We start from the raw sequence: 16,146 nt of genomic DNA, 5'->3' as shown, positions 1-16,146 counted from the left end.
TATGGAAAGGAAAGCATTTATAAGAAACTTTGTCATCGCCGCGCTCGCACCTGCTATATTCTTAAGTGCGTGCAACTCCGAAAAGGGTAAAGACAAGAAAAAGGCCGGGCTTAAAGTACAAACCTATACCTGCCCGATGCACCCGCAGATTGTGCAGGACAAACCAGGTACCTGCCCCATCTGCGCAATGGATTTAGTGCCCTTTGAAAAGAATGCCGCAGAGGCAGGTTTGAATTTAAACGACGATCAGATGGCCCTGGCCAATATTACCACGATGGCGGTTGGCTTGAACGGGCTGCAAACCTATAAACAATTGAACGGCCGGCTGGTGGTGAACCCAGACCAAACCGCATTCCTGTCCAGCCGTGTGGCAGGTCGTCTGGAAAAATTATATGTACGCCAAACTGGAGAGAAAGTACGTAAAGGCCAGCCCATTTATAAGATTTACTCCGAACAACTGGCGGCTTTGCAACAGGAATACCTGCTGGCTAAAGCTCAGGCAACGCAGTTCCCGGCAGACAAAACTTTTGGAGAGATCTTAAAATCTGCAAAGGCCAAGCTTTTTCTCTATGGACAGTCAAACGCACAGGTACAAAGACTGGAAAGCGCAAAAAAAACCGATCCTTATGTAACTTATTCTGCTCTTACAGATGGTACAGTAGCTGAACTGTCTGTAAGTGAAGGTCAATATGTTTCAGAAGGCAGTCCGATTATGCGCATGGAAGGTTATCATTCCTTATGGGTAGAGGCGGATATTTATCCCTCAGAAGCGGGAAGCATTAAGAACGGCGAACGGGTAAAGGTTGTTATCCCCGGATGGGAAAATGAACCTCAGCTCACTACCATTCAATTTTCCAGTCCGGCTTTACAGGAAAACAGCCAGCTGGCACAGATAAGAGGTGCAATTCCAAATCCCTCAGGTCAATGGCAGCCAGGCCTGCAAGCCAATATATTTGTACCCTCCAACACAAATAAGACAGGAGTTCTGAGCATTCCTGTTGATGCTGTGATCCGGGAAGGAAAAGGTATGCATGTATGGGTAGAATCTTCAAAGGGTAAGTTTGAACCCAGAATGGTCAAAACAGGTGTAGAAAGTGCAGATCAGGTAGAGATTAAAGAGGGTTTAGTCGAAGGAGATCAGGTGGTGGTTACAGGCGCGTATCTGCTCTATAGCGAATATATCCTCAAAAAAGGAAAAAACCCTATGGCGGGTATGAAAATGTAAACGGAACCGATACAGTAAAAAATTAGAAAATGAGAACAAGAACTAAATCTCTATTTGCATTGACATGGGTAGCCTTATTTGCTGCTGCTGCTTGTACCAGTCCGGTAAAAGACCAGAAAGAGGAAGTCAAAGAAAGTCCGGCAAGCCCAAAGACAAGTCAGACAGCCAGTTTAAAAGATGATCAGCTGAATGCCATCTACCCCTATTATCAGCATCTTACCACCGCTCTTGTTGAGGCGGATGCTACAGAAGCAAAGGTAGCTGCAGCGGCCATTGAGCTCGGTGCGCAGGAGATCCCGGGAGCGGAATCCATAAGCAGCCTGGCTTCCAAAATTGCAGCCACCAACGATATCGATGCACAGAGAATAGAATTTGCAGCATTGAGTACCCATTTCATTGCCTTACTTAAAAAGGCAGGAATGGGTGGAGGAGAACTGTATATCGCCCATTGCCCTATGGCATCTAACGACAAGGGCGCAGATTGGGTAACCAGCTCCCGCGAAATCAAAAATCCTTATTTTGGAGAAAGTATGCTCACCTGCGGAACGATCAAAGAGACCTTAAAGTAATTCGGGTTGTTTAAGGATACAGGCCGGCAATCTTCACAACGCCGGCCTGTCTTTATGGGCGTCATTATGCCTGGCTCATGACCTTGTTCAATGCAATAATGGCGGTTTTAAAATCTTCACGGGCAATTAAGAACTGGATATTGACTTTTCTTAGGGCAAAACCCGCACTCTTAATATTTATTCCCCTTTCGGTAAGTGCCAATGCACTCTTTCCAAGTAAACCTGGTTCGTCCATATTTGAGCCCAGCAAACATACCATGGCCACCTTTTCTACGGTTATCTTTTCAAAATCATCTTCCAGATCGCTGATCAGTTTTTTATTAAAGTCCTGTTCCCAGATTACAATAGAGATGCTGTTGGCGCTGGTGGCTTTAAAGGTATAGCTGACATTGTGTTTATAGAAAGTTTGCATAATATGCAGATCACTTCCAACACTGCCTACCATAGATGGATCATAAATATCGATGATCAGGAGTTTATCTGTACCTGTAATGACCTCCACACGTTTGTGTTCGCAAACAAACTCTCTGGTGATCAGCGTACCAGGATGTGCCGGTTCAAAGGTATTCTTAATCCGCAGGTTGATCCCTCCAATTTCAAGGGGTTTTGAGGCTTTTGGATGAATGGCCTCCATACCTACATCGGCCAGCTGGTCTGCTATATCATAATTGGTATAGCCTACCGGTATGCAATTTTCTATGCCTACCAAACCAGGATCTGCTGTAGATAAATGATACTCCTTGTGAATAATGGCTTCTTTTGGTTTCAGGAAACCAGCAATCTTGCTAAAAGTGACTTCGGAATAGCCCCTGTCAAATTCACGCATAATTCCTTCTGTACCTTTTGCATAACCGGTTACGATGCAAATGGTATTTTCCAGATCGATGTTCTTGAAGGCATGCTTGATCCGCTGATCTATGGTAAATGCATGATGATCTCCAAAGCCGCTCAAATCAACAAGCGTGGCGTTAATGCCTTTGTTTTGCAGGATATTGGTAAAATTAAAAGCAGAATGACTTTCTCCAATGGAAGCCAGAATTTCTCTGGCTGCCTGCAGGATACCTGTTTTACTTACATATCCGGAAGCCAGTATATTCGCTAAGTTTTCCAGATAGGTTTCTGCTTCTTTGATATGACTTTCAATGAATTGATCGGCAAGTGCCAGATCCAACCCGATACTTTTATACTGCTTATTTATTGCTTTTAACTGAACAATCAGATTCTTCAAAGGACGGTGAAAATCCTGATATTTCGCAATGCGGTGGTAAACCCCAGGTGCCCCTGTTTTCTTGTTTTCCAGGAGCATGTTGGTAACGCCTGAAAATGCAGATACTACAAAAACCCGGTTGTAAAGTTCTTTGCCACTGCGTTCAAATAAGATGATATTGTTTATAACCTCGTTAAGGGCACTCATAGAGGTACCCCCAATTTTTTCTACTGTTAACATGTATAATTTCTAATTCAGTTTCGCGCTAAAATTACAGGATTTTTTCTATATCCCATGAATCGTTGCATTTATTATACTGTTTAGCGACAAATATTGTGATTTTCATTTTAAAGGATCGGATATCCGTTTCCCAAACGTTTTTATGGATGCACCACTGCCCAGCCCTGTTGCTGACGAATGATGATTTCTCCATTACCGCTTGGAACATAGCTGATGAAGTCAAAAAGCTCCGTTTTATCAATGTGTCTCTCCCGGATCGTATTCTCACACTGTGCGAGAATCACACTTCTGGCCTGCAATTCGAGTAAAGTTTTTTCAAAAGGTCCATTTTTTCGATAAACAGCTACGCCATCACTAAAGGCGATCAGCTCTACTTCCAGCTTTCCTTTAAGCCGGGGATCGTCCAATGCATTTTTTAAATTCCTTAACGTCCCTGTAATTTTCTTTTCATCACCACTGTTCAACACATAAAGTGCTTTATAGTGCTTTAGTACAGCCTTTGCTCCTGTAAACAACTTTGGCTGTGTCTGAGCAAAACTACCTGCAACGCACAGGAGCATCAACATAAACAGCCCGGTTATAACTTTTCCTCTCATAAGTTTGAATTAATGGTTAGTGTGGACTTTCTTCATACAATACCATCCGAAAATTAGAATGTAGGCGTAACAAATTGCTGGCAGGAAGAAGGAATGTTGTATCCCAATAGTATCTGCCAGGGCACCCTGGATCAATGGTACAATAGCCCCACCCAGGATGGCCATAACCAATAAAGAAGAGCCCTGACTAACATACTTGCCGAGGCCAGATATAGCGAGCGTATAGATATTGGAAAACATAATAGAGTTGAATAACCCGATTCCCAGGATTGGATATAAAGCCATTGGTCCGGTGCTAAATACGGAAACAAGAATTAAGGCAATATTGATTCCTGCAAAAAGCACTAGTGTACGTGCCGGAGCAGATTTTCCAACTAGGAAGGCAAGCAGATTAAGTACGATAAACACAATAAAGAAACTGGTCTGGGCAAAGCTCAGATCAACGATACTAAACACCAGCAGGTATACGACCGCTGAGGTAAGTACCATATAAATAATTTTCTTGGTTTTATCCAGCCCACTCAGGGAAATAGCCCCAAGGAACCTCCCGATCATGGCACCACCCCAGTATAGGGACAAGTAATTTTTACTCACCACTTCCTGCAGGTTCATGATGTCTTTCTGGCTCATGAATGCAATCAATAAACTTCCAATTCCCACCTCCGCACCTACATAACAGAAAATACCCAGTATACCAAGTTTAAGTTGTGGAAATTTAAGTGCACCCAGGCCACCATGATTTTCCGATTCTTCTGTACTAAAAGACGGGAGCTTCACTTTATTGATCACCACAGCCAGAAGCACTAAAATTCCAGCGAAGATCAGGTAAGGGATCCGTGTTGAATCTGCTGTAACGTTGCCATTATCCAGAAACAGGGAAAAGATCAAATGACCGCCCAGTACAGGCGCAATCGTGGTACCAAATGAATTAAAAGCTTGTGTTAAATTCAAACGACTCGAGGCACTCTCTTCAGGTCCAAGCAGGGTTACATAAGCATTCGCTGTAATTTGCAGAATAGTAAAACCCAGCCCCAGTACAAACAAAGCCGAAAGAAAAAAGCCATAGACAGAGAAACTTGCTGCCGGATAAAACAGGCAACATCCAATTGCAGAAAGCAATACACCTGCAATAATCCCTTTTTTATACCCTACTTTATTAATCGGATCCCCCTTATAATGTGAAATCAGAAAATAGATCAGTGACCCAATAAAATAAGCTCCAAAAAAGGCAAACTGTACCAGCATGGACTCAAAAAAACTCAGCTGAAAAAGCTCCTTCAAATGCGGGATCAAAATATCATTCATGCAGGTAATGAATCCCCACATAAAGAAAAGCAGGGTCATGGTAACGAGCGGTACGATAGATGTGGTCTTTTTAGCTTTTGTATGAATGTCCATAAAGGACAAATAAACAACTTGAAAATTGAAGAATTGTGTTCAATACGTCAAAAAAACGTCTTTTTTAAGTGACCTACCCTCAACAAACTAAGCCTCAACCTGAAAAACTAAGTAACAATTTCATCTCTTACACGTAACCAACACGCCCCGCAATTAAACTCCAATCTACGAATACATCCTGCCCATAACGCACCTTCCTACTAACGCGCCCTGTAATTAAACTCCAAGCCTGCTAATAACACACCTTCCTACAATTAAACTCCAATCCTGCTAATAACACACCTTCCTGGTCCCCCCTCCCTCTGCAATTTGCTCAGAAAATTTTGTATGCTGTTGAGGGAGCATTCGATGTCTGCGGGCTTTTTCAGCCCGTCTGAGATCGGCAGCCCCGAAACAGCATACAAAATTTTCAAAAATTCTCCTACATAAAACTGCCGTCTCCCCTGCGCATCACCCCTCTGCCATTTCTCCCCTTCATCCCGCTCCATTTCTGCAACCTCATACTAAACCTCAGCATAAAATACCTGCTCAGCGCATTAGACTTTGTCTGTGTAATCGTACCATTTGCACTAACATCCTGGTTCACAAAGTTATTCTGGTTCAGAAGGTCAAAAGCCTGTAAAGTCAACCTGCCCCTGCGGTTAAACAATTCCTTCTCCAGGTACATATTCACCACAAAAGGATTGGCGGTAATATTTGAACTGATCCCACTTACATAGTTCTTGCTTGCACTGTAGCCAAATAAAAAGGTATTCCAGAAATAAATCTTACCATCTACATTCAGCGCCACGGTATTGGTTTTAGTATCTCTGAAATTAGGAAGGCTATTGTCTGACTTGGTATAATTATAAGACACATTCGGATTAATCTCAAACCAGTCGTTCGGATTCATGCGAGGACCGACACGCTCGATAAAAGTCTGTACCGTATTGATGTTCTTTAAGGAAGTATACATAGACAAGCGGTGATCGTAACTGGCCGATCCACTAAAGGAAAGGTTATATTTGCGATCGCTCAACTGTTTGCTCACCGAGTAATTTCCGCCAATCTTGTACACGCCATTTGTATTCAGATAACGGGTTTCAGTAATATAAACTGGTGTAGGCAAATTTACACTCTGATCCACAATCTGTACGTTATTGCTGATTACTGCATTCTCCGTCATGGATCCGTTTAGATTGACATTAAAGTTCAGTTTCGAATTGGCGATATAGTTATTATAAGTTGCATTAACAGAATGTACAAACGTAGACAACAGATTCGGGTTACCCACAATAGGGTTTTGTGGATTTGATACATCCCTGACGGGCTGGATCTGGTCAAAAGAAGGTTCAACAGCATTTCCGGAATAGTTAATAGCCACTTTCTCCTGTCTGGACCATAAATACTCAAAACGGGCAATAGGGATCAGATTAAAACTATTTCTATTGGTTGTGGTTCCTAAACTTACTTTAGTTCCTGAAAGCAGGGTTGGTACAGCCGTTATACCTACAGAGAACCGTACTTTAGATAGAGGTCCAACTCCATAACGGTAATTTAAAGCAATCCTGCCCTGGGTAAAGGAGTAATTGTATATGTTACTCAGAGAGTCTATGATATGATCTGGCCCACCGTTTACGATATTCCTGGTGGTTGCGGTATTGTCATAACCGTTATAATTTACCTGGGCATTTAACTCCATCTGGGTATTTGCATTTAAAGGTTCCACATAGGTAAAACTTCCCCGGTAATTTTTCTGCAGGTTTTTACGGGCAATGATCCGGTTCACTGCTGAATCTCTTTGTTCCGTTTCAGCCTGGTTCAGAAAATAGATAATCTTCGTATCCTGTTCAGATTCCTGGTCCTGGTCGTTACTGTTCAGATCGGCCTGAACGGAGAAATTCCTTCTGGGTTTGGCAAAAATATGCTGGTAAAATACTGAAGTTCCAATTTGGGGTGTTTTATTTGTACTGCTGTTTACTCCGGTACGGTTCTGGTGCAGAAATCCCGTCTGAACAATATTTGACATTCTGCTGCTGCTGGTCGAACCGTATTTCAACGTTGGAATGATACGTAAAAAATTATTACTGTCCAGGTTTGCTTCTATTTCTGCACGGAGATTATGGTTCTTGGTGAGGTTTTTACTCTCACTTGTTGAGGTGGCATAGGTATAAAAAGTAGAACCATTCAGTACAGTAGGTGTCTCCGAGTAACTATCATTTAAGGACTTTACTTTAGTGGTAGAGAAGCCATAGTTTAAATTCAGCTCTACTTTTTTACCCAGTTTTTCCCTAATGCTAAAGGAGCCGTTACCTGTGGTGGTGGTACCACCGCTCCCACCTCCGCTGCTGCCGCTGTTGTTTCCACCTCCACCCTGGCCTCTTCCTCCGCCACCACCACCGTTACCGCCGCCGTTATCTCCACTAGAAGCTACACCGTTGACAGTATTGTTAAATTTGGCATTCACACCAATCGTTTGATTGCCATTGATACGGGTACCAAATAGCCCCGCATCATAGCGTTTGTTGTTTCCCGCACCACCGTTAACATTCAGCATATTTCCAACAGATTTATCTACGCGGGTAGTAATATTCAGGATCTTTTCCGGATCACCATCTTTAATTCCAGTCCTGGCGGCCTGGTCGCCATAATCATCTACAATCTGGATCTTATCTACAATTTCAGCAGGCAGATTTTTAATCGCGTTGGCAATGTCACCGCCGAGGTATTCCTTTCCATTTAATTTAGCCTTGGTTACATTCTGCCCCTGGTGAACCAGCGTACCATCATTGCCAACCTCCATTCCTTCCATTTTTTTGAGCAGTTCATCTACAGTTGAGTTAGGCCGGACAATATAATCGCTGGCCTTATACTCAACCGTATCTGTTTTATAGGTGATGGAGGGCGTGCCATTGATCACCACCTCATTCAGGTTATTTTTCTGCTCCTGGAGGACGACTGGATCCATGACAATTCTTGCAACGGCATCATTTTGTTTGTAACGCATGGCTTTAGTAGGGATATAGCCTATGCTTTGCACCATCAATGTATAAGTTGCAGACTTTACATTTTTGAAAACAAAGATCCCATCGGTATTGGTGCTTACTTTTAAAGTGTCTTTAGGAGAAGTGAGGGTTACAGTAGCCCCAATAACTCCAAGGTCTGTAGAGTCTTTGACAATCCCACTGATTTCCCTGATTGCAAGCGGGGGTGGCAGTTCCTGCTTGCCGGGTCGCTGTGCCCGGACGTACAAGGAACTAAAAAAAAGGCACAGCAATAGCGCATAAGAATAGTTCATAAAATGGTATGTTTGGTTTATTTGTGTGTCTGTGTGTTACTTTGTAGCCAAAGTGTATTTACCCCAGAAATCTGTCGGGCTGGTCATTTCCGGATCGCCCCCGCCGTTGAAGTCTTTCAATTGCAAGCCACTCAACAGAATCTGATAAGCCAAAACTCCGGTATAGCCTTTTGTAATACCCAGAGCTTCAAAAGGAATGGCTGCTTCATAAAAAAAGGCATTCTCTCCATCAATGGAAGCAAACGCCTTAATACCAAATTCATTATAGATAGACACTACAGAATCGGCTGTGTTCTTAAAGCCCTTAAGTTTGATCTCCTTGGCCTGGAGCAATTGGCTCCGTTGACCTGCAGCCATTATAGAATCCCTTTCCTTGGCAGACTCCCGCGTGGCTTTGCCCTGACCTCTTCCTTGTCCGCCGCCTCTTTGACCACGTCCGCCTCCTCCGCCAAAGCCGCCGCCGCCCCCACCTCTTCCGCCTCGAAAACCTGCAGAGGCTGTAATTATGGGAAAGGTGAGCTGGATACTTTCTTTTTCATTCTTTTTACCATCAGGATTTACACCAAAAGTAAGACCGCCTGCAAGGATCTTCCTGTTGTTCAGCACATCAGTGGATTTTACAATGAGGTATAGATTTTTATCATCATTGCAGATGGTATACTGGAGGTTTGTACTCTTATTGTAAGCCTGGAGTCCTGTACCCCATTCTTTGTTTTTCCCGTCAATTCTGATGTTTGCCGGGGCAATTAAACTATTTTCCTGGGCAGAAGGCAGTTTTTGAGAAAATGCGGGTAAATAAGAAAGGCCTAGCAGTAAAGTAACCGTAGTAAAAGAGTAGAATTTTAAAGTCATAGCAGGTTTTGGTTAAGCGTATCGTATCGGTTTCAATAGCTATGACTGTAAAAAATAGTTTTGGTTTAATTTTGTTTCTCAATTTTAATGGACATAGAAAATGTATTGTTTCTTACATTGGATTCTACATATTTATGTTCAGGATCGATTTCGATCTCCAGTATGTAATTCCCATTTTTAAACCCCTTTGGCAATTGCAGGTACTGACCTTCATACATCAGTCCGTAATAATCGTAACCACCAACACTAATGCCTTGTTTGGCTAAGCTACAGGCGTAATAATTACCAAGCCCATAGTTGAGCATGTGGGAACCAAAAACTTTACCATTGATTAAACTGCTTTGGTTTCCCTCATAGAGCATGCCCGTTGTAAAAAGGCAATAACTTACTTTTGAACCTTTACACATTAATTTCCGCTTGCCTTTGATGATTTTAATCAACCGCATTTCTATCCAGTCGTCTACGTGATAGTGTTGGTGACCAGGCTTATTTTCGAAATAAATCGTCCCCGTTTTTTGTGTCCTGGACGTAAATGAAGAACCTGATTTTGAATAGATCTTTTGGAGCAGCTGATATCTTTTATCGGTCTTTGTTTTCGAAGAATCGATTGTACAGCAGCCACCGGTTAACAGGGTATCCGGACTAACTTCTAACGGCCCCATACCAATATTGCCAATGGCCACTGAAATTTTCAGCTGCCCGGGGTAAACCTGATCGTCGAATGCAAATTCCTGATATTGCTTTTGGGTAAAGTAAGGCACCACTACCAAATCAGGCAACAATTCACACCCTTTTATCCCGCAGCTGCATTGACCGGGGTTTTCCAGGGAACAGTACTTTTTTTGCCTCATAAATGCAGGTTTATCACTAAAGGTAATCTCTATAGAATCCAGAAAACCTTCCTCCCCGGATTTTAGATCTTCAACCAGCAACTTCCATTCTCCATTTGGATCACTTCCATTATTTAGATAAGTGATTTGCCCGTCGGGAATATACTCTCCAGTAAACGGAGGTTTTCCGGTATTGACCAATCCATCTTTTCCGTATTGCCTAAAACAGGTTTCTATATAATCCTTTCCTTCCAGGCCGCCATTTCTATTGGTCAGCCAAACCGTAGTACCATTCGGTGCCTGCAGCTGGATCTTGAGGTCACTGATCCGCTTGTGGTGCAGCGTTAATTTCACTTTCTCCAGTCCATAAACTGAGTCTGCCTTTAAAGGTAATCCGTTTACCTTAACAGGGATTTCCTGAATAAAAAACGTATTGAAATAATCGTACAGCTTTACATTTTGTTTTGAAAAAGTCTGTGCCTGTGCAGATATGGTCCACATCAGCAAAATAATGCCAAAAACAACAGGAGTTTTGACGCTCCTGTTGTGGTAAAAAAACAAATTCATAAGATTATTGCAGATTAATAGTGATGCATTTCACCACCTCCTTCTCACAGCAGTTGGCATCCCGGATGGTGAGCTTCATACAGATCTCGGCTTTCAAATTACAGCAATCCAAACCTGTTACCCCTGGCAGACCTAATGTAAAACTTAAAGTTTTACCAGAGGATAGGTTAAACAGGGTGCCTGGCCCATTGGTAAACACCAATTCTCGGCTATCATTTGTCAAAGCAGTACTTAGGCCAGTTTGTAATGCCACACCAGTTAACATTCCAGATTGAAAACTTCCCCAGGTTTTGGGCTGGTTTTTACATAAAATACAATTGTCATTTCCCGAAGCGGAATAAATCCTGAATTCATCTACAAGAACACGAATTTCCGTTACCGGAACGCTGTTGGTGATGGTTAAGCTGGCACTCAAAGTACTTACCGGGTTTGGATTGCTTTGGTTGCTTACAGCAGTGATTACCGGTGTGCCAGTTAATTTGACAGAACTTTCACTGTTACAACCCGGGCAAGGCGGCGGACAAACAATGACCAGGTTGATGCGAACACCCGGGCAAGTTGTTTCGCCACAGGTTGGAGTAATCACGATACTATAACTGCCGCAGCGCAGGTTCCTGATTTTATCCTGCCCTAAATCCAGGTTTGGCCCCGACCAACTGCCTGCAGATGTACCATCAATACTGATGATCTGATAGGTAAATGTAGGGCTGCAGCTGCCAGAACAACTGAAATTGGGTAAAATTACACCCGTGCTTTGTCCCTGGTTAAAAGTAAGTGTTGGAATAGGCGATGCCTGATGTCCGGCAGTGGCATCGTTTACCCACCATTTTGGATTTGCATTGAGGCCAATAGAGTTCCACGTTCCACATGCGCATTCTTCTGCACAAGCTTTTGGATTTTTATAGATCTCCACATCCCCCAAAAAAATCTTGTCGTAAAAATCGAGCAAATCATCGGCATCTATCCAAATTGAATTGTTTCGATTATTGGCCGCGCCCCCATTTGCATTCATCCCCTGCAGGCCATAAACCGTATTGCCTGCTGTTGAAGAAGTGGTATTTTGAACATTAATATAATCTGCCATAAACCAAACGGTCGTATCACAGGCAAAAGAAACCCCATCTTTCTTTAAAATGTTATCAGAATAACTTACCCCGCCAACTGAATTGCAATAATTTCCTACCCCTATAAAGTTTCCAGCTGGAAACTGATTTCCTGAATTGATCCAGGTGCTTGAAGACATTGGTGCGTTTAAAAATTCACGGACATCGGCGTTATGAGGCGCAAGCTGAGCAAATGCACCCCATGGCTGCTGACCGACCAGCATCTTTTGTCCATTTCTGGTGAAGGCGATATCAGAGATGACCGGCAATATCGTTCCGTTATAACCACCTCCAGGGGTATAACCTCCCCAGCTGCTTGGGTTTCTATTGATATTTGGGGTGATCGACATGGTTTCCGTTCCGGAAATAAACCCGCCATTTGGATCCAGGTCAACAGACCAGACCTCATTTCCACCATACCCCCCAATAGAATTTGAATTGCTGTTGGTGGAAACCTTGGCGTAATAAAGCTTATAAGCACCTGACGCCATTCTCCTGACCGCAAGGCCATAAGGCATTTCGTTGATGTCTTTTGCCGGCTTTCCAAATAGAGGAACGAATGCATTTTGGATGACCCATATCGCTGCGCCACTTGAATTTCCAGTCAGTCGCTGAATGCTTCCGGTTTCCCAATCCGAAACATAGATATTTTCCCGAAGCCCGGCCTTAAGGTATTTTAAGTTTCCAAGCGACCGGCTGCTGGTGAGGTTTCCAGAGCCGGAAATATTGTTGAAATCATAAACTAGTGAATGACTGCCATTGGTACCATTCAACCGCCATACCTGTCTTTTGTTCAAGGTGGTATTGGTGTAGATCTGGGTGGAAGAAACATAAATATTAGGGTTGGGCTGTTGGTCCAGCGTGATCCCGAAAACATAACCTAAATTATTTACGTTCCAATTTGGATAAAAATCATTCGCTGGTTTTGAGGGTAAGTCCCATGTGGCACCTAAAGGTGCAGTAGTGGTATTTGAAGTATGCACGACCCTTAAAACCGCTGGGGTAGTGGTCGGACCTGTTGCCGCATAGGAATTGGGACTGTGCGTAATCACGCCATCCCCAAATTGAAGCGGTAATTGTGCCATAGCCAGGTTACAAACGAATAGGCTGGCAATCAGTAGCTGTATTTTATATATCAATCGTTTCATCTGATTAAAAAATTAAAAGTTTTTAATATTCGGTACATCTACTTTTATCGGTGTGCCTGGATTTTTTATAATCGGGCAATTGCCTTTTTTCAGGGTATATTTCCTGATAAAACTGCACATCTTACATATCCCCGTTTGCTTGTCCTTAAAACTGTATGTATACCTAATGGTGATCACGACCTGATCACAACAGCAGTTCAAATTGCTCAGTGGTGGGAGGCTGACGTTCAAATTAAAACTCCCTGAGGCAGGTAAAGCTGATCCGGAAGGCGTATTCCAATACATGGAATGGGTGGTGTTGCCGGTTACGCCATTATTGGCTATTCCCAATGCCCCGTTCAGACCAGCATAGGTCCCTGTGTTAAAGTTGCCCCATTGACTGCTCGTTTTATCGCAGCTCATGCATTCTTCTCCAACATATCTTTCAAAAGAGATGATTTCTGCTTTTATGGCAACCACCTGTCCAACGGCCGGATTTGGCGCATAAACGCTCACTGGCTCTGTGATATTGACACTATTACCTGATAAACTAGCTGTAGTTTGTTTTTTTAGTTCAAACTCAATTTCACTGCAGATATCGCAGATACAGGCCTTCACCGTTTCGTTAAAAAGCTCGTTTTCATGATTGGGAAAGGCAGAGGTTTCCAAGCCATCTTTACAGGTTGCCAAAACAGCAAATTCCAAATTGCTTCCTGAAGTTATAGCAGCGTCAAAGCAGATCACGGTAGATTGTCCGGCCAGCAGTGAAGATGGAACGACCGAAATATTACTGACCGTGGTACCTGGGGCCAAACTGGCAATTGCTGGTCCGCCGGAATAATTATTGGCATGGTTTAGCAGGATTTCACAATTGGTACATCCGGGGTTACTGGTATTGGTATAATCAACACATACCCTGTATTTGGAATTTCCGGAAGCATCGGCATTGCCAATACAATCCACAGATTTGAGACGTACAGCATGTGTACAATTACTGGAGTTGATGCTAAAATTACTGATGGCTTGCGCACATCCGTTATTGGGATTAAACACCAATTTATAGCTCCCTTCAGTCAGTTTCCCCTTTTCTATCATATGAGCAACCTGATTTCCTTTGATACCGGCATCTGTTGTTATCGGTGAAAAACCGGTACTTTTGATCTCTTCTACATAACTATTTGGGAGCAAAAAATCAGCCGCCCGGTATTTTTCACGGGCCTTTACCCCCGCTTTAAACCAGAAATCTTTATCGCTGGAAATTTTATACAGCACGATACTTGATTTAACTGTCCCACTGGGATTTAAAAGATCAGCTTTAATTTCGAGATCTTGTTTGGAAGAATAGGAGCTTCCGTTTTTGGGACTGATCAAATTGATGCATAGATCCTGTCTGGAGTTTAACGGTCTGGCCGGAAGGCTTTCTGCTAAAAACTGAAACCCATCTCCTGCTACCTCGTTATTTTGTATTTCTGTCCTTTTAATCCCTTTTTCATTAATACTTTTGCCCTGTGGGTCAGCTATCGTCCTTTTAACACCTTTTTCACGAATGCTTTTACCTAATGGTAAGCTGATCCCGAAATTCAGTCCAAGTCCGCTGTACTTATTGGTTTTAACCTCCGAACGATTGGTTCCGCTTAGCATTTGGTCGATACTATAACTCCCTGTTTTCAGATCGGCCGTACCCTGAGGGGTGAACACCGAAGTTTCATTTTTCAAATCGGGACCTAAAGTGTAATTACCCTCTATATAAATGCCGATCCGACCTGGAAAATAAGCCAGCCGGAGTTTGGGAGTAACCGCAAAACCGCTTGTTTTGGCAACAGACTGGCGATACAAATGATAGACCTCTGTTTTTCCATTCACAGAATTGCTTTGATTGATTTCAAAAGCTTTCTGATCAATCCTCATATAACCGCCGTTGAATATTGGAGAAATGGTAATGGCCCCAAATGAAAAATTAGCTTGAACGCCTGCTTCGGCCTTAAACCCCTGTTTTTTAGGGCTTCCGCTATCCTGAACGGAAATGGTAGGCGCACTGCTTTGTCCTGTAATTTGATAAGGCAGGTATCCGCTTGTGCTGTAATCTTTATTACTGCGGAAATATTCGCCCCCGGCATTTATGCCCAGGGTAAAAAAATGATCTGTTTTACCGGCCAGGTTCCCATCCCTGGCAAATAAAGGAACATAGAGATTTCCGTTCACTGCAAGACCGTTCCCGATAAAAGCACTTTCCTTTATCTTGGTACCAGGGTTGTTTATACCTGCCCCGAGCGAAAGCAGCATGTTACCACCGGGATTTTTACCGCCTTTTACAATGACGCCTTTAATAGGCTGTCCAGGAACCTGGGCCATAGCACACCTTGTGGTACAGATCAATAAAAAGAGTAGAGTAATTGTTTTTTTCATAATCATGGATTTAATTAACAATGCGCAGTTACCTGGATAACCGCTTGTAGATACCATGAAGTTGAATATTTAATCTATTGTAGAAATCCCTAAATCTAGGGAACCATAAATTACTACTGTTTTAGATTCTTATAATAATAGGCAATCGCCTCGCCTAAAGAAGAAATGTGTAACTTTTCATAGATCCGCTTGGTATGGGTGTTGATGGTTGTATAACTTACCCCCATTTTATCTGCCACCATTTTATAACTTAGGCCTTCTGCCAGTAAAGATATGACCTCTGTTTCTTTTGGACTTAACGGTGACTTGCGCTCTACGGGCTTAAAATAATCAAGCACTTTCTGAGCGATAGCAGGATTCATTGCAGCCCCCCCTTCGATCACTTCTTCAATGGCCTGCAGAATACGCTGTGGCTTATCGTTCTTTAAAATATAGCCGCTGGCGCCGTTTTTAATACTGGTAAAGATTTTCTCACTGTCATCATAGGCGGTTTGCATCAGGACTTTGATCTGTGGATACTTATTTTTGATCATTTTAAGGCCTTCCAGTCCGTTCACACCTGGCATATTGATATCCATAAGCACAATTGCCGGATACGTACGTTCCATGTCCCCTATTGCGTTTGTGCAATCAGATGCCTCTCCAACTACATTAAAGTTTTCGTTAAGGCTCAACAGTGCCTTGAGACTGTCCCTTCTGTCAATACTATCATCGTAAATAAAAATCCGGATGGCCATAAGGTAAAAGTA

At 42.9% G+C, this 16,146-nt stretch carries 11 protein-coding genes; 2 read left to right on the top strand and 9 right to left on the bottom strand.

Annotated elements, in window-relative coordinates:
* Nucleotide 1 precedes the first annotated feature (1 nt).
* Nucleotides 2-1,225, top strand: a complete 1,224-nt coding sequence (locus R2S08_RS01225) for an efflux RND transporter periplasmic adaptor subunit (protein WP_316833493.1) — start codon at nucleotides 2-4, stop codon at nucleotides 1,223-1,225.
* A 29-nt stretch (nucleotides 1,226-1,254) separates the two neighbouring features.
* Nucleotides 1,255-1,794, top strand: coding sequence for a DUF3347 domain-containing protein (locus tag R2S08_RS01220; RefSeq protein ID WP_316833492.1), 540 nt, complete (start codon nucleotides 1,255-1,257; stop codon nucleotides 1,792-1,794).
* 64 nt (nucleotides 1,795-1,858) lie between these two features.
* Here the strand turns inward: R2S08_RS01220 and R2S08_RS01215 are convergent, their stop codons facing one another.
* From R2S08_RS01215 to R2S08_RS01175, 9 genes are all read right to left on the bottom strand, one after another.
* Nucleotides 1,859-3,241 carry an aspartate kinase gene (locus tag R2S08_RS01215; protein ID WP_316833491.1) on the bottom strand — a complete coding sequence of 461 codons (1,383 nt, stop codon included), beginning with the start codon at nucleotides 3,239-3,241 and terminating at the stop codon, nucleotides 1,859-1,861.
* Nucleotides 3,242-3,381: 140 nt separating this feature from the next.
* A complete protein-coding gene (locus R2S08_RS01210) occupies nucleotides 3,382-3,837 on the bottom strand; it encodes a DsrE family protein (RefSeq protein ID WP_316833490.1) in 456 nt (151 codons plus the stop codon).
* 9 nt (nucleotides 3,838-3,846) lie between these two features.
* Complete coding sequence (locus R2S08_RS01205) at nucleotides 3,847-5,235, bottom strand: sugar MFS transporter (RefSeq protein WP_316833489.1); 1,389 nt, start codon at nucleotides 5,233-5,235, stop codon at nucleotides 3,847-3,849.
* Between the two features lie 421 nt (nucleotides 5,236-5,656).
* The gene (locus R2S08_RS01200; RefSeq protein ID WP_316833488.1) at nucleotides 5,657-8,512 is read right to left on the bottom strand and encodes an outer membrane beta-barrel protein; all 2,856 of its coding nucleotides are present in this window, start codon (nucleotides 8,510-8,512) and stop codon (nucleotides 5,657-5,659) included.
* A 36-nt stretch (nucleotides 8,513-8,548) separates the two neighbouring features.
* The gene (locus tag R2S08_RS01195; RefSeq protein ID WP_316833487.1) at nucleotides 8,549-9,364 is read right to left on the bottom strand and encodes a hypothetical protein; all 816 of its coding nucleotides are present in this window, start codon (nucleotides 9,362-9,364) and stop codon (nucleotides 8,549-8,551) included.
* Between the two features lie 65 nt (nucleotides 9,365-9,429).
* Nucleotides 9,430-10,761: a lysyl oxidase family protein gene (locus tag R2S08_RS01190; RefSeq protein ID WP_316833486.1), complete on the bottom strand. Its 1,332-nt coding sequence runs from the start codon at nucleotides 10,759-10,761 to the stop codon at nucleotides 9,430-9,432.
* Nucleotides 10,762-10,765: 4 nt separating this feature from the next.
* Nucleotides 10,766-13,012, bottom strand: coding sequence for a hypothetical protein (locus tag R2S08_RS01185; protein ID WP_316833485.1), 2,247 nt, complete (start codon nucleotides 13,010-13,012; stop codon nucleotides 10,766-10,768).
* A gap of 12 nt (nucleotides 13,013-13,024) precedes the next feature.
* Nucleotides 13,025-15,397 carry a hypothetical protein gene (locus R2S08_RS01180; protein ID WP_316833484.1) on the bottom strand — a complete coding sequence of 791 codons (2,373 nt, stop codon included), beginning with the start codon at nucleotides 15,395-15,397 and terminating at the stop codon, nucleotides 13,025-13,027.
* A 113-nt stretch (nucleotides 15,398-15,510) separates the two neighbouring features.
* Entirely contained in the window at nucleotides 15,511-16,134 is a 624-nt protein-coding gene (locus R2S08_RS01175) for a response regulator (RefSeq protein ID WP_133777598.1), read from the bottom strand.
* Nucleotides 16,135-16,146 lie beyond the last annotated feature (12 nt).

This window comes from Pedobacter nutrimenti, assembly GCF_032678445.1.
GTDB lineage: Bacteria > Bacteroidota > Bacteroidia > Sphingobacteriales > Sphingobacteriaceae > Pedobacter > Pedobacter nutrimenti_A.
Note: the sequence above shows the minus strand (reverse complement) of the source record. Positions and strands in the feature narration are given on the sequence as shown.

Bases quoted from the DNA above. Each gene is read 5' to 3' on its own strand.
- R2S08_RS01215 (WP_316833491.1), bottom strand. From the start codon at position 3,241: ATGTTAACAGTAGAAAAAATTGGGGGTACCTCTATGAGTGCCCTTAAC.
- R2S08_RS01195 (WP_316833487.1), bottom strand. From the start codon at position 9,364: ATGACTTTAAAATTCTACTCTTTTACTACGGTTACTTTACTGCTAGGC.
- R2S08_RS01220 (WP_316833492.1), top strand. From the start codon at position 1,255: ATGAGAACAAGAACTAAATCTCTATTTGCATTGACATGGGTAGCCTTA.
- R2S08_RS01210 (WP_316833490.1), bottom strand. From the start codon at position 3,837: ATGAGAGGAAAAGTTATAACCGGGCTGTTTATGTTGATGCTCCTGTGC.
- R2S08_RS01200 (WP_316833488.1), bottom strand. From the start codon at position 8,512: ATGAACTATTCTTATGCGCTATTGCTGTGCCTTTTTTTTAGTTCCTTG.
- R2S08_RS01190 (WP_316833486.1), bottom strand. From the start codon at position 10,761: ATGAATTTGTTTTTTTACCACAACAGGAGCGTCAAAACTCCTGTTGTT.
- R2S08_RS01180 (WP_316833484.1), bottom strand. From the start codon at position 15,397: ATGAAAAAAACAATTACTCTACTCTTTTTATTGATCTGTACCACAAGG.
- R2S08_RS01205 (WP_316833489.1), bottom strand. From the start codon at position 5,235: ATGGACATTCATACAAAAGCTAAAAAGACCACATCTATCGTACCGCTC.
- R2S08_RS01185 (WP_316833485.1), bottom strand. From the start codon at position 13,012: ATGAAACGATTGATATATAAAATACAGCTACTGATTGCCAGCCTATTC.
- R2S08_RS01225 (WP_316833493.1), top strand. From the start codon at position 2: ATGGAAAGGAAAGCATTTATAAGAAACTTTGTCATCGCCGCGCTCGCA.
- R2S08_RS01175 (WP_133777598.1), bottom strand. From the start codon at position 16,134: ATGGCCATCCGGATTTTTATTTACGATGATAGTATTGACAGAAGGGAC.